This is a genomic window from Streptomyces sp. NPDC005574, assembly GCF_040605435.1.
GTDB lineage: Bacteria > Actinomycetota > Actinomycetes > Streptomycetales > Streptomycetaceae > Streptomyces.
In genome coordinates this window covers 1-23,049 of the sequence record NZ_JBEXCW010000001.1, presented here as the reverse complement: position 1 = coordinate 23,049, position 23,049 = coordinate 1, and the positions used below count along the sequence as shown (strand labels likewise).

Sequence of the window (23,049 nt, the reverse complement as noted above, 5' to 3'; positions counted from 1 at the left end):
ACTTATCCGCGGGCGACCCGCCGACGAACGTGAGAGTTCTCTCGAAGTGCCCGCCGACGGGTACCGGTCCGAGGTGCGACCGGGGGGCGGATCAGCCCGCCCGGCGGCCCTCCGCCATCCGCTGCTCCGCGATCCGGTCGGCCGCGGCGGCCGGCGGAATCCCGTCTGCCTTCGCACGTGCGAAGATCGCCAGCGTGGTGTCGAAGATCTTCGCCGCCTTCGCCCTGCACCGCTCGAAGTCGAAGCCGTGCAGCTCGTCGGCGACCTGGATGACACCGCCGGCGTTCACCACGTAGTCCGGCGCGTAGAGGATCCCGCGGTCGGCGAGGTCCTTCTCCACGCCCGCGTGGGCGAGCTGGTTGTTGGCCGCCCCGCAGACCACCCGGGCGGTCAGCACGGGGACGCTCGCGTCGCTGAGGGCGCCGCCGAGCGCACAGGGCGCGTAGATGTCGAGCCCTTCGACCCGGATCAGCGCCTCGGTGTCGGCGACCACCGCCACGGACGGATGCCTGTCGGCGACGCGCCGCACCGCCTCCTGCCGTACGTCGGTGATCACCACCCGCGCGCCCTCGCCCAGCAGGTGCTCGACCAGGTGGTGGCCGACCTTGCCGACGCCCGCGACGCCGACCGTGCGGCCGCGCAGCGACGGGTCGCCCCACAGGTGCTGGGCGCTGGCCCGCATGCCCTGGTAGACGCCGAAGGCGGTCAGCACGGAGGAGTCGCCCGCGCCGCCGTTCTCCGGGGAGCGGCCCGTCGTCCAGCGGCACTCGCGTGCCACGACGTCCATGTCGGCGACGTAGGTGCCGACGTCGCAGGCGGTCACGTAGCGCCCGCCGAGCGAGGCCACGCAGCGGCCGTAGGCGAGGAGCAGCTCCTCGGTCTTGTCCCGGTCCGGGTCGCCGATGATCACGGCCTTGCCGCCGCCGTGGTCGAGACCGGCCATGGCGTTCTTGTACGACATCCCGCGGGCGAGGTTCAGCGCGTCGGCGACGGCCTCCTGCTCGCTCGCGTACGGGTAGAAGCGCGTACCGCCGAGCGCGGGGCCCAGCGCGGTGGAGTGGACGGCGATGACGGCCTTGAGTCCGCTGGCGCGGTCCTGACAGAGCACGACTTGCTCATGACCCCCCTGGTCCGAATGGAACAGGGTGTGCAGTACATCAGCAGGCGCGCCGGTTACGTCGGTCACGGTGGTGACTCCCGGGTAAGTAGCGGCGGTCGGACACGGGCTCCCGTACGGGTGGCGGGGCCTGTGGCCATGAGATTAGAGCCTGGGTGCGCCCGCCGACCGCCCCGTGTTCAGGATCACCTGTCGGCGGCGTGGGGCCGTGCGACGATTTGCATGGATTTCCCGCGCGTTCGTCGTGGGGTCCGGCAGGTTTTCCCGGTGGTGGGAGGGGGAGGGAGCAGGCGTGCCCAAGGTGTCCTCGGTGATGGTCCCGTACGCGACCTATCTGCGCGTGTACGAACCGCTGGCCGCCTTCCCGGAAACGGAACGCGCCCACTGGGAGCGCTACGCCCGCCGCACCGACCGCCCCTCCTACCAGGACGAGCTGCGCCGCTCCCTGACCGACCTGCTGCCCACCCCGCCCGTCCCGGTACCGGTGCACGAGAGCGGCGACGCGTTCGTGGCCGAGGTCGACGGCGTGGTGTGCGTGTGCCCCTGGCGGACCCGGCTGCGCGGCTGGCAGGCCCTGGGCGAACTCGGCGGTGAACTCCCGGCGCCGGTGCTGGACGCGGTGCTGCCCCCGGTCGTGCGCGGACAGGCCGCCAAGGACTACGAGCGCTGGCTGATCCGCAACCCGGACGCCCGCCCCTGGATCCGCACGGCGACCTGGCAGGTGCCCCTGCACTGGTTCGTGCTGGTCTCCGACGAGGAGCGGGAGCACGGCAGGGGCGCGGGCGAGGGGGATGGCGAGGCGCCGGTGCTGCGCTACCGGACACCCATGGTGCAGGCCCGGCGGCGGGTGGCGCGGGCGCTGCGGACGCTCCGGGAGACCCTCGACGAGGGACCGCTGATCGACGGCCTGGTCGACGTCGGGCGCTGGCTGGAGGAGTTCCACCCGCGCTCGCTGGTGGAGCTGGACTACGGCGGCCTGGTGCACGTGCTGCCGGCCGACGAGCTGGCCGGGGACCACTCGGCGACGGACGTGGCCGAGGGCATCGCGGCGCTGCGGCAGGGCGACGGGGCGGCCGCGGGCGAGGCGTACGGGCGGCTGGTGGAGCGGTGGCGTGCGGTGCGGGACCGCCGCTCTGCGAACTGACGTTTGACCTGACGCCCTTTTTGGGGTTTCGTCCTCGCACCGGGTTCCGGTTCCTGAGGTTTCGTCAACAAGGGGCGTAGATCCCGTACCGGGCGATTGTCGGCAAGCGTGACGGACCGCACGTACGCGGCCCTTGCGCCGCTTGCCCCCCCTCATGCCAAAATAGGACAAGGAGTCCGGGGGAGACTCCGTCTGCCCATGTATGGGTGGAATCTCAGCATTGCACGCTATGGGGGGTCTGATGACTCCCGATCACCCCTGTGACTGATCGTCACAGGGGTGTGACTGTCCGCTATGGCATGGTCCATCGGCTTCCGTCGCTGATGAACACCTGGGAGGGCAATTCCATCGGTTTGGCCGACGCGGCTGGACGGATGGTGTAGTTGTAGTGCCGAGGACAAGCCGTTCGTCCTATAACCGACTCGACTCGCGTCCGCCATTTCGGGCAACGCGGGTCAAGGTGCAGAATTTAGAGGAAAGAACCGAGATGGTTCGGTTCTCCCGAGGAGGCCGCTCATGACCGCTCGCACCCCTGATGCCGAGCCGCTGCTGACCCCGGCTGAGGTCGCCACCATGTTCCGCGTCGACCCCAAGACGGTCACGCGGTGGGCGAAGGCCGGCAAGCTGACTTCGATTCGCACGCTCGGCGGTCACCGCCGGTACCGCGAAGCCGAAGTCCGCGCTCTGCTCGCGGGCATCCCGCAGCAGCGCAGCGAAGCCTGAACAACTGAATAACCGGACAAACCGGCAGGTCCCCCCACTTGTCGACCGTCCGGGACCACAGCTCCAAGCGACGCGGGTCCTGCCCCAACAGGCCCCACGCCCAAGCACTTCCAAGCTTTGCGAGCAACACACAGGGTGCGTCGTAGATCGCGCTGGACTCCGCCGGGTCCAGCGCGATCTTTTTTGTGCGCGCAGCCCGGCCGGTGCGGGGGTCTGTGAGCGCCCTTGTCGGACTCTGGGGAGGGGTGTCGGATCTCCTGTGGAGAACGCCTGCGGACCGGTGCAATTGCACATATTAAATTGACCAGTTGTAGGTCAGGCGTAAGTACCGTACTTTCAAAAACTCATGCGGTGACACCCGTCACACGTCGGGCCGCTTGTTGCACCGGGGGCGGGTGCGCTAAAGGGAGCTCTGATTCCCAGCTCCCCACCGGGCAGCGGGTGTTGGGCGCGGGCGGCCCTCACGCGGTGGCCGCGCTCTCGTCCTCCGCGGCCTCCCGAGGGGTCTGTGCGCCCCGTGGCCCGGAGTCCAGGGCCAGCCGCAGCAGTCGGTGGCAGATCGTGCAGTGACGCGTCAGATGGCCGTAGGAGGAGGCAGCCGACAGGTGCGCGCGGAGCAGTGCCCGCGTCTCGTGCCTGACCGTCTCCGCCATGCGCCACCTCCGGGGCCGTACGGGAGCGAACGGGCCCTGGTCCCTGGTTACCGAGCGAACGGGACGGCGTCAAGACGGCCTCGGGCCCCGCAGGCGTCTTCCGGGCTCCGGGAACGCCCCGCAGGGCGGCGGGAAGGCGGTCGCGGCCGGCACCGGAGGGTCGGGCCGCGAGGGGCCGGAGGGCCGGCCGCGGACAGGCCGGGACACGAAGAAGGCCCGCCCCTTGCGGGACGGGCCTTCCTGCACTGCGGTCCTGACGGGATTTGAACCCGCGGCCTCCACCTTGACAGGGTGGCGAGCACTCCAAACTGCTCCACAGGACCAGGTTTCGCGGCACTTGATGTTGCGCTGTGCTGCGAGAAGAGACTGTACAGGAGGGGGAGCCCCCGGTCGAACTCACCCAGGGTGGGGGCGCTGTTACGGGACAGCCGCGTCGATCGCCTTCACGATCCGCTTGTCGGAGACCGGGTACGCGGTGCCCAGGGCGTGGGCGAAATAGCTGACCCGCAGCTCCTCGATCATCCAGCGGATGTCCCGCACCGCCGGGGGCACCGGGCGGCCCTGGGGCATCTGTTCCAGCAGCCACGCGTACTCGTCCTGCATCTCGTGGACCTTCTCCATGCGGCTGGTGTCCCGCTGGGCGTTGGTCGGCATCTGCTGGAGCCGCCGGTCCGCGGCCACGAGGTAGCGCATCAGGTCCGGCAGCCGGCGCAGTCCCGTACCGGTCACGAAGCCCGGCTTCACCAGGGCGTCCAACTGCGTGCGGACGTCCGTGAGGTTCGCCAGCAGGGAGGGGCTGCGGACGCCCTTCAGACGGCGCTCACAGGCCTGCCAGGCGGCCAGCACCTGCTCCACCTGCCCCACCGTGCGGACCGTGGTGTCGACGATCTCCGCGCGCACCTTGTCGAACAGCTTGCGGTACGACTCCTCGTCCCACGCCGGGCCGCCGAGGTCACCGATCAGCCGGTCCGCCGCGGCGGTCGCGCAGTCGTCGAACAGGGCCTGCACGGAACCGTGCGGATTCGCGGACAGGGCGAGCTTCTGGGCGTTCGTCAGCCGGTCGGACGCGAACTTCCCCGGGTTGACCGGAATGTTGCGCAGGATCAGCCGCCGGGTGCCCTTCCACATGGCCTCCGTCTGCTCGGCCTCCGTGTCGAAGAGCCGCACGGACACCGTGTCGCCGTCGTCGACGAGCGCCGGGTACGCCTTCACCGGCTGGCCGGCCCGGCGGGTCTCGAAGACGCGGGTCAGGGAGCCGATCGTCCAGTCCGTCAGCCCCGCGCGCTCCAGGGACTCGCCGCCCTGCCGCTCCGCCGTGGCCGCCGCGGCCTGCGAGAGCGCCTGGCGGGCCTTCGGCTTCAGCCTGATCTTCAGCGCCTCCAGGTCCTTGTCCTCGGCGAGCGTGCGGCGCCGCTCGTCGACGATCCGGAAGGTGACGCGCAGATGCTCGGGGACCTTCGACCAGTCGAAGTCGTCCGCCTCGAAGGGGACACCGACCATCCGCTTCAGCTCGCGCGCCATGGTCACCGGCAGTGGCTCCTGGAGCGGCACCGACCGCTCCAGGAAACGTTTCGCGAAGTTCGGCGCCGGCACGTAGTGGCGGCGGATCGGCTTCGGCAGGGAGCGGATCAGCTCCGTGACGACCTCTTCCCGCAGGCCGGGGATCTGCCAGTCGAAGCCCTCACCGGTGACCTGGTTCAGGACCTGGAGCGGCATGTGGACGGTGACACCGTCCGCGTCCGCGCCCGGCTCGAACTGGTAGGTCACCCGGAACTTCAGCGGGCCCTGCCGCCAGGTGTCGGGATAGTCCGTCTTGGTGACCGCCTCCGCGGACTCGCGGATGAGCATCTCCCGCTCGAAGTCGAGGAGGTCCGGCTGCTCGTGCCGCTTGTGCTTCCACCACGAGTCGAAGTGGGCGCCCGACACGACGTGGTCGGGCACCCGCTGGTCGTAGAAGTCGAACAGCGTCTCGTCGTCGACCACGATGTCCCGGCGCCGCGCCCGGTGCTCCAGCTCCTCGACCTCGCTGAGGAGCCGGCGGTTGTCGGCGTAGAACTTGTGGTGGGTGCGCCAGTCGCCCTCGACGAGCGCGTTGCGCAGGAACAGCTCACGGCTGGTCTCCGGGTCGATCCGGCCGTAGTTCACCTTCCGCTGGGCGATGATCGGGACGCCGTACAGCGTCACCTTCTCGAACGCCATCACCGCCGCCTCGTCCTTCTCCCAGTGCGGCTCGCTGTACGTGCGCTTCAGGAGGTGCCCGGCCAGCGGCTCCACCCACTCGGGCTCGATCCTCGCGTTGACGCGGGCCCAGAGCCGGGACGTCTCCACCAGCTCCGCCGACATCACGAACCGCGGGGGCTTCTTGAAGAGGGCCGAACCCGGGAAGATCGCGAACTTGGCGCCGCGGGCCCCGAGATAGTCGTTCTTCGCGCCGTCCTTCACGTCCTTCATGCCGACGTGCGACAGCAGTCCGGCCAGCAGCGAGACGTGGACGCGGTCCGCCGGGGCGTCGTCCTCCGTGAGGTGGATGCCCATCTGCTTGGCGACGGTCCGCAACTGCGAGTAGATGTCCTGCCATTCGCGAATGCGCAGGAAGTTCAGGTACTCCTGCTTGCACATCCGCCGGAACGACGAGGAGCCGCGCTCCTTCTGCTGCTCACGGACGTACCGCCAGAGGTTGAGGTAGGCGAGGAAGTCACTCGTCTCGTCCCGGAAGCGGGCGTGCTGCTGGTCGGCCTGCGTCTGCTTGTCGGCGGGCCGCTCCCGCGGGTCCTGGATCGACAGCGCGGCCGCTATGACCATGACCTCGCGCACACAGCCGTTCTTGTCGGCCTCCAGGACCATCCGGGCCAGCCGGGGGTCGACGGGCAGCTGGGCCAGCTTGCGGCCGGTGTCGGTGAGCCGCTTGCGGGTGTCCTTCTGCGCCGGGTCCAACGCGCCCAGTTCCTGGAGCAGTTGGACGCCGTCGCGGATGTTGCGGTGGTCCGGCGGATCGATGAAGGGGAACTTCTCGATGTCGCCGAGGCCGGCCGCCGTCATCTGCAGGATGACGGAGGCGAGGTTGGTGCGCAGGATCTCCGCGTCGGTGAACTCCGGGCGGGCCAGGAAGTCGTCCTCGCTGTACAGCCGGACGCAGACACCGTCGCTCAGCCGGCCGCAGCGGCCCTTGCGCTGGTTGGCGCTCGCCTGGGAGATCGCCTCGATGGGCAGCCGCTGCACCTTGGTGCGGTGGCTGTACCGCGAGATGCGGGCGAAGCCGGGGTCGATGACGTACTTGATGCCCGGGACGGTCAGCGAGGTCTCCGCCACGTTGGTCGCCAGCACGATCCGGCGGCCGGTGTGCGGCTGGAACACGCGGTGCTGCTCGGCGTGCGACAGCCGTGCGTACAGCGGCAGCACCTCGGTGAACCGGTACTGCTTCTTCGTCAGCGCGTCGGCCGTGTCCCGGATCTCCCGCTCACCGGAGAGGAAGACCAGGATGTCGCCCTTGCCCTCCCCCATCAGCTCCTCGACGGCGTCGGTGATCGCCGTGATCTGGTCGCGGTCGGCGTCCTCGCCGTCCTCCTCCAGGAGCGGCCGGTACCGCACCTCGACCGGATAGGTCCGGCCGCTGACCTCGACGATCGGCGCCTCACCGAAATGCCGGGAGAACCGCTCGGGGTCGATGGTCGCGGAGGTGATGACGACCTTCAGGTCCGGCCGCTTGGGCAGCAGCTGGGCGAGGTACCCGAGCAGGAAGTCGATGTTGAGGGACCGCTCGTGGGCCTCGTCGATGATGATCGTGTCGTAGGCGCGCAGCTCGCGGTCGGTCTGGATCTCGGCCAGCAGGATGCCGTCCGTCATGAGCTTGACGTAGGTGCCTTCCGGATTCACCTGGTCGGTGAACCGCACCTTCCAGCCGACGGCCTCGCCCAGCGGGGTGTCCAGCTCGTCCGCCACCCGCTCGGCGACGGTACGGGCGGCGATACGGCGGGGCTGGGTGTGCCCGATCATGCCGCGCACCCCACGCCCCAGTTCGAGACAGATCTTCGGGATCTGCGTCGTCTTGCCGGACCCGGTCTCACCGGCGACGATGACGACCTGGTGATCACGGATGGCGTCCGCGATCTGGTCCTTCCTCTGGCTGACGGGCAGCTGCTCGGGGTAGGTCACGGCGGGCACGCGGGCGCGCCGCTCCCCCATCCGGGCCTCGCCCCGGGCGACCTCCGCCTCGATCTCGGCGAGCACGGCGGCACGGGCCTCCGGCTTGCGGATCCTGCGCGCCCCTTCGAGCCTGCGCCCGAGCCGGTGCGCGTCGCGCAGGGACAGCTCGGTCAGGCGGGGGGCGAGGGCGCCGAGGGCGGCCGGGGTTTCGGGGGCAGATTGCGTAGACATACGCGATCCAGGATCTCATCCCGGGGAAATTCGTGGCGAACGCTTTTGTCCCGGGGCCGGGGACGCCCTTCCGGACGGCGGTTCAGGGGCTGCGCGGGGCGGGCGGCGCGGGTGCGGCGGCGGAGGCGGGAGCGGCGGGTGCCGCGGGTGCGGGTGCGGGTGCGGGTGCGGAGGCCGGCACCGGATCGGTCGCTGTGGAGGGTGCGGAGGCCGCCGCCGGGTCGGTCGCCGGGGCGGGTGCCGTGGTGGGCGCGCCGGCGGGTGCGGAGGCCGGCACCTGCAGCGGCGCCGGCAGGGGGGCCGCCTCCCGCCTGATGCCCTCGCCCAGCGCGATGGACCGGGCCGTGTTGGACACCGCCTTGATGCCGAGGTAGGCCGTGGTCGTGCCGCTCACCGCGGTGAACGCGGCGGTGAGCACTCCGACGATCACCGCCTTGTCGCCTCCGAGCCGCCAGACCCCGAAGGCGGCCACCCCGGCGATGGCCACGTTGCTCACCACCACCGCGAGTAAGCCGTAGCGCGCGCGGGTCTTCTCCAGCTCGACGTCCTGACCGGTTCCGGCCTTGTCCCGGCTCATCGTCTCCCCGCCCTCGACCCCTGTGCCGACCAGCCAGAACGTAGCGGCACCGGGGAACGCTGCCAAGCGGAACGCACGAAGACGAAGGCCCCGTCCACAGGGACGGGGCCTTCGGGATGTGGCTGGGGCCGGGGTCGAACCGGCGACCTATCGCTTTTCAGGCGATCGCTCGTACCAACTGAGCTACCCAGCCACGAGATCTCTCGCGAGATCTCAGCGGTCCTGACGGGATTTGAACCCGCGGCCTCCACCTTGACAGGGTGGCGAGCACTCCAAACTGCTCCACAGGACCAAGCTGTTGTGTGCGAAACACTCTCACACACCGTACCGCGTACCCCCAACGGGATTCGAACCCGTGCTACCGCCTTGAAAGGGCGGCGTCCTAGGCCGCTAGACGATGAGGGCGAGAGGCCGAACCGCTCTGCTTCGTCTTCGCGTTCCCGATACCGAAGGGGACGTGAGAAGCATGTGACTTTGCTTTCCCCCGAAGGGTTCCGCTTCTCCCTCGCTTCGACGGAAGCTCAAGACGGTCAAGCCCTGACCGGCGCCCTTGGGCACGAACAGACTGTACTACGTGGCCCGGATGCGGGCCAAACCAGATGGGGGCGGGTGCCTCAGGGCTGGTTCCCCTCGGGGAGATGACGGCTCACCTCCGCCGTCGTCAGGCCCAGCCCGCCGAGTTTGATCTCGTCCCAGGCCTGGAGGCGGTGGCTGGCCCGGTCCATGTAGAGGATCGACGCCTCGATCGGGTCGGGGTACTTGCCCTCGACCGCGCGCAGACCGCTGCCGCCGGTCGAGCCCTCGACGCGCAGCCGGGTGCCCCGCTTCAGGATCTCCGTCTCCTCGTGGTGGAGGTGCCCGGACAGGACCAGCGGGACCTCGCCGTCGACCCGGCGGGCCGCCGACGGTTCGTGGACGACGGCCAGGTCCGCGGGGGTGCCGGCAGCGCGCTGGTCGCGAAGGGCGGCGGCCAGCCGGTCGCCCGCCAGTTCCTGGGTGGCGGCGGCGCCCGGGACGGTCGAGCGGTCCGGGGTGAACTGGGGGTCGCCGATGCCGGCGAAGCGCAGCCCGGCCACCGTCTCGGCGCGGCCGTCGTCGAGGACGTGCACGTTCTTCATGCGCTTGAGGTAGCGCTGGGTGGTGGGCGAGTCGTGGTTGCCGCGGACCCACACATAGGGGGCGCCGAGGTCCGCGACGGGGTCGAGGAAACCGTTCTCGGCCGCCGAGCCGTGGTCCATGGTGTCGCCCGAGTCGACGATCACGTCGACCTTGTACTGCTCCACCAGCGAGCCGATGATCTTCCAGCTCGCCGGGTTCAGGTGGATGTCGGAGACGTGCAGGACGCGGATCGTGTTCGGGTCCGGCTGGTAGGCGGGCAGCGTGGAGGTGACGTCGTAGAGCTTGGTGACGTTGGTGACCAGGCGGGCCAGTTCCTTCTGGTAGACGTCGAACTCGGTGACGATGCTGCGCGCGTTGCCGACCAGGGACGGCGCGGAGGACAGCAGGCCGGAGAACTTCGGTTCGAGGACGGACTCGGGGTTCCAGGTCGCGTATGCGCAGACGCCGGAGGCGGTCAGCAGGGTCAGGGCGAGGCCGCCGGCGGCGAGGGCGCGGCGGGGGCGGCGGTAGACGGCGAGGCCGAGGGCGGTGGCGCCGGAGACTACGGCCACGCAGGAGCGCAGGGCCAGGTCGAGCGTGCCGTGCTCGACGTCCCGGCTGACCTCGTCCTGGAGGCCGGCGAGACGTTCGGGATGGTCGACGAGGGCCTGGGAGCGGACGGGGTCGAGCTGGTCGACGTTGACGTCGAGGCGGACGGGCGCGTGGTGGCTGTCGAGCTGGAGCGCGCCCAGCGGGGAGACGTTGATCTTCGTGCCGCCGGTGAGCGAGGGCCGCAGCGTCATGGTGGTGTTCATGGGGCCCACCGGAACCCGCACGTTGCCCACGACCAGCAGGCCCAGCCAGGCACCCAGCACGACGACGGCGACCAGGCCGAACCCCCGGACCCAGGGGCGGGGCCGGGGTACGAGTTCGAGCACCGGGGGGCGGTGGCGGGGGGACCTTCGTAGGGAGTGGAGGGCTTTCCGGGCGGCGGCGGGGACGCGGACCATTGGTCGCGTATGCCCAAGTCCGGGGGTCGCCATGCGGACGGGCCGGTGCGTCTCGCCGGGTGCCGTCGGGGCGCCGTACCGGACAATGGGGTGGTGCTGGAGATGACGCGCGAGGAGTTCGAGGAACTGGTCGCCGAGGCGCTGGACCGGATTCCGCCGGAGTTGACGCGGTTGATGGACAACGTCGCGGTGTTCGTCGAGGACGAGCCACCGGCCGACGACCCGGAGCTTCTCGGGCTGTACGAGGGGACGCCGCTCACCGACCGGGGGGAGTGGTACGCGGGTGTGCTGCCGGACCGGATCACGGTCTACCGGGGGCCGGCCCTGCGGATGTGCGGGACGCGGGAGGAGGTCGTCGCGGAGACGGAGGTGACCGTCGTGCACGAGATCGCCCACCACTTCGGGATCGACGACGCGCGGCTGCACGCCCTCGGGTACGGCTGAGTCCGCCGGCCCGGCCGGGGACGAACGGCGCGGTGGGGGACGGCCCTGCGCGGCCGGCGAGGGCCCGCGCGGCCGGACCGGGCCGTGGCGTGAACGGGCCGCTCCGAAAGCGGGGCGCGTGTCCTCTTGTGGGCGGCGGGAGTTGAACGGGTCGACTGCTTCACCCGCCCGCCTCCGGAGGTGGCTTCCGTGCCCCCCTTGTACGTTCCCGTTCGTCTGGCCGTCACGGTCGTGGCCGTCGCCGCCGCAGCCGGCTGCATGAGTGTGGGCGCGGACGACGGGGGCGGCGGCGCGAAGCCCTCGCACTCCGCCGGGCGGCACGGCGGGCAGGCACCCGGCGGCGGACAGGCCGGTCCGGGCGAGGCCGCGGGCTTCGGCGCGGCGGCGGTCGACGGCAAGCGGGGGAAGGCCAGGGCCGGGGGAAAGCCGGGGAAGTCGGCGTCCGCCTCGGCCTCGGCGCCCGCGGGCGCCGGCAAGTCCCCCTCGGCGGCGGCGACGCCGGGCGGTCCGGTGCCGCCGGGGATGCCGTCACCGACCAGGGCGCAGCCCACCGCGACGCTTCCGGCGCAGCCCGAGCCGGAGCCGTCCCCGCCGGCGCCCCCGACCGTCTCGGCGGAGCCGACGGTCGCCGAGCCGTCCTCGTCGGCTCACGAGGAGCCGGGGCCGCAGCTGGTGGACCGGCGGCCGGCACCGGCCGCCGGCTCACCGGTCTGGGCCGGAGTGTGACCTGCGTCCCCCTGGGTGGTTTTGGTTTGCCTCCGAGGCCGACGGGTGCGTATGGTAGTAGATCGTTTAACCCCATTGCCCGGCGCCGCACAAGAGCGCGCCGCGTGGCGCGTACTCTCCCTTGCCGTGGCTGACCGCACTGAGGCGGTCGAATTGCGAAATCACGGAGTTGACGGGCGCGTGCCGACGAGACTCCGGAAGGTTTCGCATTCGCATGTCCATTTCCAGTACTGATCACGTCGTCGTGCCCGAGAACGGCGAGAACAACGACGAGACGACCGCGGCTCCCGAGATCACCTTCTCGGCCCTCGGTCTCCCCGAGGGCGTGGTGCGCAAGCTCGCCCAGAACGGCGTGACCGCCCCCTTTCCGATCCAGGCCGCGACCATCCCGGACGCCCTGGCCGGCAAGGACATCCTCGGCCGTGGCCGCACCGGCTCCGGCAAGACCCTCTCCTTCGGTCTGCCGCTGCTGACGCGACTGTCCGCCGGCCACACCGAGAAGAAGAAGCCCCGCGGCATCATCCTCACGCCGACGCGTGAGCTCGCGATGCAGGTCGCGGACGCCCTCCAGCCGTACGGCGACGTCCTCGGCCTCAAGATGAAGGTCGTCTGCGGCGGCACGTCGATGAGCAACCAGATCTACGCCCTGGAGCGCGGCGTCGACGTCCTCGTCGCCACCCCGGGCCGGCTGCGCGACATCATCAACCGGGGCGCCTGCTCCCTGGAGAACGTCCAGGTCGCCGTCCTCGACGAGGCCGACCAGATGTCCGACCTGGGCTTCCTGCCCGAGGTCACCGAGCTGCTCGACCAGATCCCCGGCGGCGGCCAGCGCATGCTGTTCTCGGCCACGATGGAGAACGAGATCTCCACGCTGGTCAAGCGCTACCTGACCGACCCGGTCACGCACGAGGTCGACAGCGCCCAGGGCAACGTCACGACCATGTCGCACCACATCCTCATCGTGAAGCCCAAGGACAAGGCGCCGGTCACCGCCGCGATCGCCTCCCGCAAGGGCCGCACGATCATCTTCGTCCGCACCCAGCTGGGCGCCGACCGTATCGCCGAGCAGCTCTGCGACTCCGGTGTGAAGGCCGACGCGCTGCACGGCGGCATGACGCAGGGCGCGCGCACCCGGGTGCTCGAGGACTTCAAGAAGGGCTACGTCAACGCGCTCGTCGCGACCGACGTCGCCGCCCGCGGCATCCACGTCGACGGCATCGACCTGGTCCTGAACGTGGACCCGGCCGGTGACCACAAGGACTACCTGCACCGCTCCGGCCGTACCGCCCGCGCCGGCCGCTCCGGCACCGTCGTGTCGCTGTCGCTGCCGCACCAGCGCCGCCAGATCTTCCGGCTGATGGAGGACGCGGGCGTCGACGCCGCGCGTCACATCATCAACTCCGGTACGGCGTTCGAGCCCGAGGTCGCCGAGATCACCGGCGCCCGGTCGATGACCGAGGTGCAGGCCGAGTCGGCGGGCAACGCGGCTCAGCAGGCCGAGCGCGAGGTCGCGCAGCTCACCCAGGAGCTCGAGCGGGCGCAGCGGCGCGCGACCGAGCTGCGCGGGGACGCCGACCGCCTGGTCGCGCGTGCGGCCCGTGAGCGCGGCGAGGACCCGGAGGCGGCCGTCGTCGCTGCCGCCGAGGCGGTCGTGGAGCAGGACGCCGCGGTGGAGGCGCCGGCCGAGGCCGTGGCCGCCGAGCAGACCGCCGAGCGTTCCGCGTACGAGCAGCCGCGTCAGCGCCGTGACGAGCGGGGCAACTACGAGCGCCGTGACGACCGTCGCGACGACCGCGGTGGCCGTTCCTTCGAGCGTCGCGACGACCGTGGCGGCTTCAACCGCGACCGTCGTGACGGTGACCGCGGCGGCTTCCGCCGTGACGACCGCCGTGACGACCGTGGCGGCCGTTCCTTCGAGCGCCGTGACGAGCGTCCCTCGGGTGGCGGCTTCAACCGTGACCGTCGTGACGAGCGCCCCTCGGGCGGCTTCCGCCGCGACGACCGTCCCTCGGGCGGCTTCAACCGCGACCGTCGTGACGAGCGCCCCTCGGGTGGCGGCTTCAACCGTGACCGTCGTGACGAGCGTCCCGCGGGTGGCGGCTTCAACCGCGACCGTCGTGACGAGCGTCCCTCGGGCGGCTTCCGCCGCGACGACCGTCCCTCGGGCGGCTTCAGCCGTGACCGTCGTGACGAGCGTCCGTCGACCCACCGGGGCAGCGACCGCCCCTTCAACCGCGACCGTCAGGGTGACCGTCCCACCGGCGGCGGCTTCCGCGCCGGCGGCCACGACCGTCCGACCGGCCGTCGTGACGACCACCGTGGCGGCACCACCGGCACCGGCACCGGCACCGGCTCCTTCGGCCGCCGCGACGACAAGCCGCGCTGGAAGCGCAACGGCTGACGTCGGCTGAGCTGATTCCGGAAGGGCCCGTACGACTCCGGTCGTACGGGCCCTTCCCCGTTTCAACAACCGACTACCGGTTCCCGTACGGCAGTTGTTAGCATCCGAGGGCTTGCGCGGCGGACGGTGGCCCTGGGGAAATCGACGGGCCTGCCGCCGCGCCTTTCTGACTTCCCCTGGGAGGGACCCTTGACCCGGCGTGCCCGGATCGCTTGCACTCTCATCGGCCTGGCCGCCCTCGGCGCCGGCCCACTGACCACCGCGGGCCCGGCGGCCGCGGACACCACCCCGACGCCGATCACGACGGACGGCGTGTGGGGGATCGACTACGCGGGCGGTTTCCTGACGACCGTGGAACACCGCCCGAACGGCGACCAGTACGTGGTCGGCCGGCACATCTCGCCCGACGGCTCCACCGTGCTGGAGCAGACCACCCGCGGTTTCGCGGGCACCTACGCGGACGGCACGCACCTGGAGCGGGTGCCGTGCGACGCCGGCGGCTGTGTGCCGCTGCGCTCCACCGGCAACGGGAACGTCGGCTACTTCCAGGTCGACGAGTACGACAAGGAGCGCGCGCAGGTCTGGGACTCGGCCACCTCCTACCGCGCGGGCGAACCGGCGGTGACCGGCGGCGGATTCGTGGACGCCACCGGCCGTTTCTACGTCTACCAGGCGGCCTCCACCGGCAAGCAGTACGTCGACGCCGTCAGCCCCTGGTACGTCGAGCACGTGCGACTGGTCCGCAACGCCACCGCGGCCTCCGTGTGGGGTGCGGCGCTGTGGACGCCCGGCTCGGGCGACGGGACGGTGACCGCCTACGACCTGGAGGCGGGAAAGACCGTCGGGACCGTCTCCACGGGCGCGCCCTGCACGGTCAAGGAGCTCCAGGTCGTGGGCCGCTGGATCTACTGGAACTGCGGACCCACGGGCGTCGCGGGCGTGTACGACCGTACGGCGAAGAAGAACATCACGGTGCCGTCCGGGCCCGTGCTCGTGGGCGACGGCTACCTCGTCCGGCACGACCGCACCGCCGGCAAGCTGATGCTGACGGACTACCACTCGGGAACGGCCGCCGCGGCACGCCCCGTCGCCGACCTCCCGGCCGGGACCACGGCCGACCAGCGGCGGCAGACCTGGGCGGTGGACAAGATCGGCGGCGACATCGCCTACGTCGGCCAGGACCACACGATCCGGATCGTGCGGAGCGGGGTGCCCGCCCAGTCGCTCGCCAAGGTCGAGTCCGAGGTGGACGACACCACCGTCAACGCCAAGAACGACGCGTGGCACAGCTCCTGGCAACTGAACAAGCCGGCCTCCTGGACCTTCACGGTGAAGGACTCCGCGGGGCGGACCGTGCGCACGCACACCGGTGTCGGAACCGCGATCGACGCCACCTGGGAGGGCGACACCGACGCGGGCGGGTACGCGTACAACGGCCACTACACCTGGACGCTGACCGCCACGGCGGCCGACGGCGCGGGTACGTACGGCACGAGCGGCAGGCTGGGGCTGACCGGCGGACTGCAGGGCCACCACGACCAGGGCGGCTACGGCTACGGAGAGCTCGTCACGCTCAACTCCGCCGGCGCCCTGACCCTGCAGTACACCGAGGGCAACGGCACCTTCGACTCCAAGGTGTCGGAGCCCGGCTGGCCGGCCGGCACCGTCGCCGTCCCCTTCGGCGACATGGGCAGTGACCGCTGCGCCGAGATGCTGATGCGCATGCCGAACGGCGAACTGCGCCGCTACGCGGGCAAGTGCGGAGTGTCGTACAAGCCGGCGAGCAGCCACACCTCGCTGGGCACGGGCTGGAACGCGTACAACGTCCTGACCTCTCCCGGTGACCTGACCGGCGACGGCCGCGCCGACCTGCTGGCCCGCAGGGCGTCGACCGGTGACGTCTACCTGTTCGCCAACGACGGGGCGGGGAAGCTGAAGGCGGGCGTCAGGATCCGCTCGTGGTCGGGGTACAAGAAGATCGTCGGCGCGGGTGACCTCGACGGCGACGGCTTCGGCGACGTGCTGGCGCTGGACCGGGCCGGGACGCTGTGGCGCTACGACGGCACGGGCACCGGGCAGGTCGAGGAGCGGGTCAAGGTCTTCTCCGGCTGGGGTGCCGGCTACAACGCGGTCGTCGGAGTCGGGGACATCACCGGGGACGGCAGGAACGACCTGGTCGCCCGGGACACGGCCGGCAATCTCTACCGTCAGACCGGCACCGGCAAGGGCTCGTTCGCCGGCCGGCAGAAGATCGCCACGGGCTGGGGCGGGTACAAGGGCCTTTTCTAGCCAAGTTGTGACGTGTGTCACGCCCCCGGGATGGGAATCGCTGGGGGCATGACAGATGACGCCATAGCGAGTGGGCTCACGGACGAAGAACGGCTCGCCCAGCTCGGCTATACGCAGGTTCTCGCCCGCCGCATGTCGGCGTTCTCCAACTACGCGGTGTCGTTCACGATCATCTCGGTCCTGTCGGGCTGCCTGACGCTCTACCTGTTCGGCATGAACACCGGCGGCCCGGCCGTGATCACCTGGGGCTGGGTCGTGGTCGGCCTGATGACCCTGTTCGTCGGCCTGTCGATGGCCGAGATCTGTTCGGCCTACCCGACCTCGGCGGGCCTCTACTTCTGGGCGCACCGGCTGGCCCCGCCCCGCACGGCGGCCGCCTGGGCCTGGTTCACGGGCTGGTTCAACGTCCTGGGCCAGGTGGCGGTCACGGCCGGCATCGACTTCGGGGCGGCGACCTTCCTCGGCGCCTACCTGAACCTGCAGTTCGACTTCGAGGTGACCCCGGGCCGCACCGTGCTGCTGTTCGCGGCGATCCTGCTCCTGCACGGCGCGCTGAACACCTTCGGGGTGCGGATCGTCGCCCTCCTCAACAGCGTGAGCGTGTGGTGGCACGTGCTGGGCGTCGCGGTGATCGTCGGCGCGCTGACCTTCGTCCCCGACGAGCACCAGTCGGCGTCCTTCGTGTTCGGCAAGTTCGTCAACAACACCGGCTGGGGGAGCGGCTTCTACGTGGTGCTGCTCGGCCTCCTGATGGCCCAGTACACCTTCACCGGCTACGACGCCTCGGCCCACATGACGGAGGAGACCCACGACGCGTCGACCGCCGGCCCCAAGGGCATCGTGAGATCCATCTGGACCTCGTGGATCGCCGGCTTCGTCCTCCTGCTCGGCTTCACCTTCGCGATCCGGTCCTACGACGACCAGCTCGCCTCCCCGACCGGCGCGCCGCCCGCCCAGATCCTGCTCGACGCGCTCGGCGCCACCTCCGGCAAGCTGCTCCTGCTGGTGGTCATCGGCGCGCAGCTGTTCTGCGGAATGGCGTCGGTCACCGCCAACAGCCGCATGATCTACGCCTTCTCGCGCGACGGCGCCCTGCCCTTCTCGCACGTCTGGCACACGGTCAACCCGCGCACCCGCACGCCGGTCGCCGCGGTGTGGCTCGCGGTGGTGGCCGCGCTGCTCCTCGGCCTGCCCTACCTCATCAACTACACGGCCTACGCGGCGGTGACCTCGATCGCGGTGATCGGCCTCTACATCGCGTACGTCGTCCCGACCCTCCTGCGGCTGCGCAAGGGCGACGCCTTCGTCCCCGGCCCCTGGCACCTGGGCCGCTGGTCCAGGGCGATCGGCGTGGTCTCGGTGGTGTGGGTCGGCGTCATCACCGTCCTGTTCATGCTGCCGCAGGTCTCCCCGGTCACCTGGGAGTCCTTCAACTACGCGCCGATCGCGGTCCTGGTAGTCCTCGGCTTCGCCGCGGCGTGGTGGTTCGCCTCGGCCCGGCACTGGTTCCTCAACCCCGGACACGCCCGGACGATCGCCCGCGAGGAACGCCGCAAGGGCGCCCCCGAACCGGTCGATCCGTAACACTCCGGGCAGCGCCGCCCCCCTCGCTCCGACTCGCGCGGCCGGGTCCCCGATACCCGATCGGAGACCCGGCCCGCTCCGGCTATGCTCGGGGAGGCAACATCGCCTGGGCCCTTAGCTCAATTGGCAGAGCAGTGGACTTTTAATCCATTGGTTGTGGGTTCGAGTCCCACAGGGCCTACCGCATCGCCCCCGGTTTCGAGCAGATTCGAGCTGGGGGCGTGTCCGTCTCCGGACCACCGACGCCTGAACGGGCCGCGCCCCGCGGTCCGTTCAGGCGTTCGGTCCGCGCTCTTCGCGGGCGTCGCCAGGCGGCTGCTGGGCGACGAGGGAACCCTTGCGTCGCACGGTGACGGGTGCAGCCCGCTGCACCCCCGTACGGGTGCCCCCTCCCCCGCGCCCCGCCGCCGCGGAGCCTAGCGTTGCCCCATGCGGAAGACGGTGCGGCAGGCGGCGCGGGCGACGGGCCACCTCGCCGTGGCCGCCGCGATGGCGTTCGGGACGTACCTGTTCGTCACCGTGTTGCTGATCACCGCCGTGGGCACGCTCGCCGTCGTCGGCGCCTGGATGCTGCCCGAGACGGTGCTGCTGATCCGGCGGATCGCCGGCGCCAAGCGCGGTCTGACGGCGGCCTGGACCGGACGCGAGGTGCCCGAGGCGTACCAGCGGATCACCGGCCCGCTGCGGGAGCGGCTGCGCACGGCGGTGCGCGATCCCGGCACGCACACGGACCTGCGCTGGATGCTCGCCTACTACGTCTACGGTCCGTTGGTCCTTCTCGCGCTGCCGTTGTGGCCGGCCGGGCTCCTCGTCGACGGCGTGTGGAGCGGGCTGCTGCGCCGCCCCGCCGTCGTCCTGCCGCTGATCGTGCGGCTCGCGGACCTGGAGGCCCACTGGTCGACCGTCCTGCTGGCCCCCTCGCCGAAGGCGCGGCTCGCCGCCCGGGTGGCGGAGCTGACCGAGACGCGGGCCGACGCGATCGCGGCGCACGGCGCCGAACTGCGCCGGATCGAACGCGACCTGCACGACGGCGCGCAGGCCCGGCTGGTCGCCCTCTCGATGCGGATCGGTCTCGCCAAACGGGCCTACGACCGTGACCCCGCCGGCGCGCGCAGGCTCCTGGACGAGGCCCAGGACCAGGCCGAGGAGGCCCTGGCCGAACTGCGGCAGGTCGTCCGGGGCATCCACCCGCCGATCCTCACCGACCGCGGCCTCGCCGGAGCCGTACGGGCACTGGCCGCGAGCGGCGGTCTCGCGGTGACCGTGACGGACGGCGGCCTGGACGAGGGGGTGCGGGCGCCCGCCGCGGTGGAGGCGGCCGCCTACTTCGTCGTGGCCGAATCGCTGACCAACGCCGCGAAGTACAGTGGGGCGGCCCGGGCCGAGGTCCGACTCGCCCGGTTCCCGCGCGGTCTGCGGGTGCGGGTGAGCGACGAGGGCCGGGGCGGCGCCGACGAAGGCCGGGGCTCCGGGCTGCTCGGCATGCGCCGCCGCGTGGCCGCGCTCGACGGGACCTTCCACGTGAACAGCCCGGCCGGGGGTCCGACCGTGATCGAAGTGGAGCTGCCGTGCGTGTGGTGATCGCCGAGGACAACGCCCTGCTGCGTGAGGGGCTCGTGATGCTGCTGAGGTCCTCCGGGCACGAGGTCGTGGGCGTGGTGGGCACCGGCCCCGAGATCCTGCCCGCACTCCTGGAACACCGCCCGGACGTGGCGGTGCTCGACGTGCGGATGCCGCCGGGCTTCCGCGACGAGGGGCTGCGCGCGGCACTCCTGGCCCGCCAACAGCTCCCCGGACTGCCGGTGCTGGTGCTCTCGCAGTACGTGGAGGAGTCGTACGCCGCCGAGCTGCTCGGCGGTGGCGGCGGCGGGGTCGGCTATCTGCTCAAGGACCGGGTGGGCCGGGTCGACGAGTTCCTGGACGCGCTGGAGCGGGTCGCCGCCGGCGGTACCGCGCTGGACCCCGAGGTCGTCACCGAGCTCCTCACCCGCCGCAGGGACACCCCGCTGGACTCGCTGACCCCGCGCGAGCGCGAGGTGCTGAAGCTGATGGCCGAGGGGCACGACAACGCGACGATCGCCCGGACCCTCGTGGTGAGCGAGCGCGCGGTCAGCAAGCACATCGGCAACGTCTTCCTGAAGCTGGGCCTGCCGCCGAGCGACAGCGGCCACCGCAGGGTCCTGGCCGTGCTGGCCCATCTGGCGCACACTCCCCGCTAGTTCAGGCTCAGCTCACACCGAGCTCCGCCAGCGGCAGCGTGTGCTGGGTCTGGAGCACCTTGGCGCGCAGGTAGCGGACGTTGTGGGCGGTGGTGAAGACGCCGGTGGGTACGCGGTCGAGGACCTCCATGCCCAGATCACGCAACTGGCCGGCCTTGTCGGGGTTGTTGGACAGCAGGTCGAGGCTCTCCACCCCCAGTGCCCGGAGCATCTGCGCGGCGGCGGTGTAGTCGCGGGCGTCCTCGGGCAGGCCGAGCGCCGTGTTGGCGGCGTAGGTGTCGAGGCCCTGGTCCTGGAGGGCGTACGCGTCGAGCTTGTTGTAGAGGCCGATGCCCCGCCCTTCCTGGCGCAGGTAGAGCAGGATCCCGCCGCGGCCGGCGATGCGCTCCACCGCCTCGCGCAGCTGGGGTCCGCAGTCGCAGCGGGCCGAGCCGAGAACGTCACCGGTCAGGCACTCGGAGTGCAGCCGGACCAGGGGCACGGGGCCGGGGTCGCCGAGGACGATCGCGAGGTGTTCCCGGCCGTCGGTCAGGCCGTGGAAGGTGACCAGGTCGGCGTCGACGGCGTAGCCGTCGTGGAAGCGCAGCGGTACCCGGACGCGGGAGCGCTGCGTGGCGGCGGGAAGGTCGGGCATGGGGGTCTCCCGGGTCCGGAGGTCCAGATCTGCTTCAGATTTGAAGCAGATCCATGGTCCGGGACCCTACCCCATGCTTTAAATTTGAAGCAACAGGTTCCGGAGGGCGGGATGCGGAGGGCGGGATGCGGCGGGGTTCAGGAGCAGGGCGGGGAGGACCGCCGCCGCCACGGCACCTCGTCGGCGGCCGGGTGCTCCCCGTCCCCCTCCAGAGCCCGCGCGACGCCGGTGCAGATCTCCTCCAGCTGGGCGACCTGCTCCCCGGTGAGCCGGTCGAACAGCAGCGTCCGTACGGTGTCGACGTGCCCCGGCGCCGTGCGCTCCAGGACGGCCATCCCCTCGTCGGTCAGTGCGGCGACGCTGCCGCGCTTGTCCCACCGGCAGTTCTCCCGCCGGACCAGCCCGTCCTTCTCCAGGCGCGTCACCGCGTACGTCAGCCGGCTGCGGGTGATCTTCGACCGCTCGGCGAGGTCGGTCATGCGCAGCCTGCGCTCCGGCGCCTCGGAAAGATTGGCGAGGATGGAGTAGTAAAGGTGGGGCATGCCGGCGTCCTGCTGGAGCTGCCGGTCGATCGCGTCCTCCAGGAGGTGCGTCGCGGCGATGTACGCGCGCCAGGCGCGCTGCTCCTCCGGAGTGAGCCAGCGAGTCGTCATGGAGCCAGTGTAGTTTTGTTTCAAACTTGAACCAAGCCCGGCCGTCACCACCGGACCGGACCCAGCCCGCCACCGTCCCGTCCCACCCAGCCGGGGAGCACACCCGATGGCCCACCCGTACGTCCTGCTGTCCGCCGCCGTCTCCCTCGACGGCTACCTGGACGACACCGGCCCCGAGCGCCTCCTGCTCTCCGGCCCGGCCGACTTCGACCGGGTCGACGAGGTGCGCGCCTCCGTCGACGCGATCCTGGTCGGCGCCGGCACGATCCGCGCCGACAACCCCCGGCTCCTGGTCAACTCGCCCGACCGCAGGGCCGCCAGGGTCGCCGCCGGCCGGCCCGCCTACCCGCTCAAGGTCACGGTCAGCGGCTCCGGCGACCTCGACCCGGCCGCCCACTTCTGGCACACGGGAGGCGAGAAACTCGTCTGCACGACCGACAAGGGCGCCGAACACCTGCGCCGCGCGCCCGTCGCCGCCGACGTCGTGGCCCTGGGCCCCGAGCTCGACTGGCGCCGCCTCCTGGAGCACCTGCACGACGTGCGCGGGGTCCGGCGCCTCATGGTCGAGGGCGGCGGACGCGTCCACACCCAGCTGCTCCAGCAGGACCTCGCCGACGAACTGCAGCTGGTCCTGGCCCCCCGGTTCGTCGGCGACCCGGACGCGCCCCGGCTGTTCGGCCCCGGCCCTTACCAGGGCGGACGGCTGCGCCTGGTGGAGACGCGGCGGATCGAGGACGTCGTCCTCACCCGGTACGAGCCCACCGCCCCGGGCGCCGGTGACGTGCCCGCCCCGGCCGACCGGCACTGGCTGGCCCTGGCCTGCGAGCTCGCGGCGCTGTGCCCGCCGTCGGCCACGGCGTTCAGCGTGGGCGCGGTGGTCGTGGCGGCCGACGGCACCGAACTCGCGCGCGGTCACTCCAGGGAGGGCGGCGACCCGGTGGTCCACGCCGAGGAGGCGGCCCTCGCCAAGCTCGACGCCGACCCGGGGCTGGCCGGCGCCACGGTCTACAGCAGCCTGGAGCCCTGCGCCCGCCGCGCCTCCCGCCCGGCGCCCTGCGCCCGGCTCATCCTCGACGCCGGGGTCCGGCGGGTGGTGACGGCCTGGCGGGAGCCGGACACCTTCGTCGAGGGGGCCGACGGGAACGGGCTGCTCGCGATGGCGGGCGCCACCGTGGTCGTCCTGCCGGAGTACGCGCAGCGGGCCCAGGCGCCCAACCGTCATCTGCTCGGCTGAGACGTCCCGGCCGGTGGTCCGCGGGGCCCGGAACAACGCATGTGCTTCGGGCCCCGCGCATGACGTACACTGGTTTCAACGACGCGGGGTGGAGCAGCTCGGTAGCTCGCTGGGCTCATAACCCAGAGGTCGCAGGTTCAAATCCTGTCCCCGCTACTGAAGGCCGAGG

At 71.5% G+C, this 23,049-nt stretch carries 17 protein-coding genes and 6 tRNA genes; 12 read left to right on the top strand and 11 right to left on the bottom strand.

Annotation, left to right across the window (positions count from 1 at the left end):
• Nucleotides 1–91: 91 nt before the first annotated feature.
• Nucleotides 92–1,186: a Glu/Leu/Phe/Val dehydrogenase dimerization domain-containing protein gene (locus ABZT03_RS00115; protein ID WP_356031317.1), complete on the bottom strand. Its 1,095-nt coding sequence runs from the start codon at nucleotides 1,184–1,186 to the stop codon at nucleotides 92–94.
• Nucleotides 1,187–1,409: 223 nt separating this feature from the next.
• Here ABZT03_RS00115 and ABZT03_RS00110 point away from each other — a divergent pair, with 223 nt between their 5' ends.
• Nucleotides 1,410–2,261, top strand: coding sequence for a hypothetical protein (locus ABZT03_RS00110; RefSeq protein ID WP_356031314.1), 852 nt, complete (start codon nucleotides 1,410–1,412; stop codon nucleotides 2,259–2,261).
• A gap of 516 nt (nucleotides 2,262–2,777) precedes the next feature.
• Nucleotides 2,778–2,984, top strand: a complete 207-nt coding sequence (bldC, locus tag ABZT03_RS00105; protein ID WP_003949541.1) for a developmental transcriptional regulator BldC — start codon at nucleotides 2,778–2,780, stop codon at nucleotides 2,982–2,984.
• Nucleotides 2,985–3,445: 461 nt separating this feature from the next.
• Here bldC and ABZT03_RS00100 read toward each other — a convergent pair whose 3' ends face one another.
• From ABZT03_RS00100 to ABZT03_RS00065, 8 genes are all read right to left on the bottom strand, one after another.
• Nucleotides 3,446–3,637 (bottom strand): DUF6274 family protein, encoded by a 192-nt coding sequence (locus ABZT03_RS00100; protein ID WP_356031311.1) that lies wholly within the window; start codon nucleotides 3,635–3,637, stop codon nucleotides 3,446–3,448.
• A 248-nt stretch (nucleotides 3,638–3,885) separates the two neighbouring features.
• Nucleotides 3,886–3,960 (bottom strand) — tRNA-Asp (locus ABZT03_RS00095).
• A 94-nt stretch (nucleotides 3,961–4,054) separates the two neighbouring features.
• Nucleotides 4,055–8,011, bottom strand: coding sequence for an ATP-dependent RNA helicase HrpA (hrpA, locus tag ABZT03_RS00090; RefSeq protein WP_356031308.1), 3,957 nt, complete (start codon nucleotides 8,009–8,011; stop codon nucleotides 4,055–4,057).
• Between the two features lie 82 nt (nucleotides 8,012–8,093).
• A complete protein-coding gene (locus tag ABZT03_RS00085) occupies nucleotides 8,094–8,588 on the bottom strand; it encodes a hypothetical protein (RefSeq protein WP_356031306.1) in 495 nt (164 codons plus the stop codon).
• A 119-nt stretch (nucleotides 8,589–8,707) separates the two neighbouring features.
• A tRNA-Phe gene (locus ABZT03_RS00080) sits at nucleotides 8,708–8,781 on the bottom strand.
• Between the two features lie 24 nt (nucleotides 8,782–8,805).
• Nucleotides 8,806–8,880, bottom strand: a tRNA-Asp gene (locus ABZT03_RS00075).
• A 40-nt stretch (nucleotides 8,881–8,920) separates the two neighbouring features.
• Nucleotides 8,921–8,993, bottom strand: a tRNA-Glu gene (locus ABZT03_RS00070).
• A gap of 209 nt (nucleotides 8,994–9,202) precedes the next feature.
• Nucleotides 9,203–10,696 carry a metallophosphoesterase gene (locus ABZT03_RS00065; RefSeq protein ID WP_356031304.1) on the bottom strand — a complete coding sequence of 498 codons (1,494 nt, stop codon included), beginning with the start codon at nucleotides 10,694–10,696 and terminating at the stop codon, nucleotides 9,203–9,205.
• A gap of 93 nt (nucleotides 10,697–10,789) precedes the next feature.
• Between ABZT03_RS00065 and ABZT03_RS00060 the strand changes: the two genes are divergently transcribed.
• The 8 genes from ABZT03_RS00060 to ABZT03_RS00025 all read left to right on the top strand — a co-directional run bounded on the left by ABZT03_RS00060 (nucleotide 10,790) and on the right by ABZT03_RS00025 (nucleotide 20,359).
• A complete protein-coding gene (locus ABZT03_RS00060; protein ID WP_356031301.1) occupies nucleotides 10,790–11,140 on the top strand; it encodes a metallopeptidase family protein in 351 nt (116 codons plus the stop codon).
• A gap of 189 nt (nucleotides 11,141–11,329) precedes the next feature.
• Nucleotides 11,330–11,866 carry a hypothetical protein gene (locus ABZT03_RS00055; protein ID WP_356031298.1) on the top strand — a complete coding sequence of 179 codons (537 nt, stop codon included), beginning with the start codon at nucleotides 11,330–11,332 and terminating at the stop codon, nucleotides 11,864–11,866.
• A 214-nt stretch (nucleotides 11,867–12,080) separates the two neighbouring features.
• Complete coding sequence (locus tag ABZT03_RS00050) at nucleotides 12,081–14,267, top strand: DEAD/DEAH box helicase (protein WP_356031295.1); 2,187 nt, start codon at nucleotides 12,081–12,083, stop codon at nucleotides 14,265–14,267.
• Nucleotides 14,268–14,456: 189 nt separating this feature from the next.
• Nucleotides 14,457–16,556 (top strand): VCBS repeat-containing protein, encoded by a 2,100-nt coding sequence (locus ABZT03_RS00045; RefSeq protein ID WP_356031293.1) that lies wholly within the window; start codon nucleotides 14,457–14,459, stop codon nucleotides 16,554–16,556.
• Between the two features lie 48 nt (nucleotides 16,557–16,604).
• The gene (locus ABZT03_RS00040; RefSeq protein WP_356031290.1) at nucleotides 16,605–18,140 is read left to right on the top strand and encodes an amino acid permease; all 1,536 of its coding nucleotides are present in this window, start codon (nucleotides 16,605–16,607) and stop codon (nucleotides 18,138–18,140) included.
• Nucleotides 18,141–18,248: 108 nt separating this feature from the next.
• Nucleotides 18,249–18,321: transfer RNA gene (locus tag ABZT03_RS00035), tRNA-Lys, on the top strand.
• A gap of 248 nt (nucleotides 18,322–18,569) precedes the next feature.
• The gene (locus ABZT03_RS00030) at nucleotides 18,570–19,721 is read left to right on the top strand and encodes a histidine kinase (RefSeq protein WP_356031287.1); all 1,152 of its coding nucleotides are present in this window, start codon (nucleotides 18,570–18,572) and stop codon (nucleotides 19,719–19,721) included.
• A complete protein-coding gene (locus tag ABZT03_RS00025; RefSeq protein ID WP_356031285.1) occupies nucleotides 19,709–20,359 on the top strand; it encodes a response regulator transcription factor in 651 nt (216 codons plus the stop codon). The genes ABZT03_RS00030 and ABZT03_RS00025 overlap by 13 nt, the downstream gene beginning before the upstream one ends.
• Nucleotides 20,360–20,366: 7 nt before the next feature.
• On the opposite strand, the gene ribA is transcribed toward ABZT03_RS00025, so the two are convergent.
• Nucleotides 20,367–20,993 carry a GTP cyclohydrolase II gene (gene ribA, locus ABZT03_RS00020; protein WP_356031282.1) on the bottom strand — a complete coding sequence of 209 codons (627 nt, stop codon included), beginning with the start codon at nucleotides 20,991–20,993 and terminating at the stop codon, nucleotides 20,367–20,369.
• Between the two features lie 137 nt (nucleotides 20,994–21,130).
• Nucleotides 21,131–21,646 (bottom strand): MarR family transcriptional regulator, encoded by a 516-nt coding sequence (locus ABZT03_RS00015; RefSeq protein ID WP_356031280.1) that lies wholly within the window; start codon nucleotides 21,644–21,646, stop codon nucleotides 21,131–21,133.
• Nucleotides 21,647–21,752: 106 nt separating this feature from the next.
• Between ABZT03_RS00015 and ABZT03_RS00010 the strand changes: the two genes are divergently transcribed.
• Both ABZT03_RS00010 and ABZT03_RS00005 read left to right on the top strand, forming a co-directional pair.
• Nucleotides 21,753–22,880 (top strand): dihydrofolate reductase family protein, encoded by a 1,128-nt coding sequence (locus ABZT03_RS00010; protein WP_356031277.1) that lies wholly within the window; start codon nucleotides 21,753–21,755, stop codon nucleotides 22,878–22,880.
• Nucleotides 22,881–22,962: 82 nt separating this feature from the next.
• A tRNA-Met gene (locus tag ABZT03_RS00005) sits at nucleotides 22,963–23,036 on the top strand.
• Nucleotides 23,037–23,049: the final 13 nt, after the last annotated feature.

Bases quoted from the DNA above. Each gene is read 5' to 3' on its own strand.
- bldC (WP_003949541.1), top strand. From the start codon at position 2,778: ATGACCGCTCGCACCCCTGATGCCGAGCCGCTGCTGACCCCGGCTGAG.
- ABZT03_RS00100 (WP_356031311.1), bottom strand. From the start codon at position 3,637: ATGGCGGAGACGGTCAGGCACGAGACGCGGGCACTGCTCCGCGCGCAC.
- hrpA (WP_356031308.1), bottom strand. From the start codon at position 8,011: ATGTCTACGCAATCTGCCCCCGAAACCCCGGCCGCCCTCGGCGCCCTC.
- ABZT03_RS00085 (WP_356031306.1), bottom strand. From the start codon at position 8,588: ATGAGCCGGGACAAGGCCGGAACCGGTCAGGACGTCGAGCTGGAGAAG.
- ABZT03_RS00065 (WP_356031304.1), bottom strand. From the start codon at position 10,696: ATGGTCCGCGTCCCCGCCGCCGCCCGGAAAGCCCTCCACTCCCTACGA.
- ABZT03_RS00050 (WP_356031295.1), top strand. From the start codon at position 12,081: ATGTCCATTTCCAGTACTGATCACGTCGTCGTGCCCGAGAACGGCGAG.
- ABZT03_RS00040 (WP_356031290.1), top strand. From the start codon at position 16,605: ATGACAGATGACGCCATAGCGAGTGGGCTCACGGACGAAGAACGGCTC.
- ABZT03_RS00030 (WP_356031287.1), top strand. From the start codon at position 18,570: ATGCGGAAGACGGTGCGGCAGGCGGCGCGGGCGACGGGCCACCTCGCC.
- ribA (WP_356031282.1), bottom strand. From the start codon at position 20,993: ATGCCCGACCTTCCCGCCGCCACGCAGCGCTCCCGCGTCCGGGTACCG.
- ABZT03_RS00015 (WP_356031280.1), bottom strand. From the start codon at position 21,646: ATGACGACTCGCTGGCTCACTCCGGAGGAGCAGCGCGCCTGGCGCGCG.
- ABZT03_RS00010 (WP_356031277.1), top strand. From the start codon at position 21,753: ATGGCCCACCCGTACGTCCTGCTGTCCGCCGCCGTCTCCCTCGACGGC.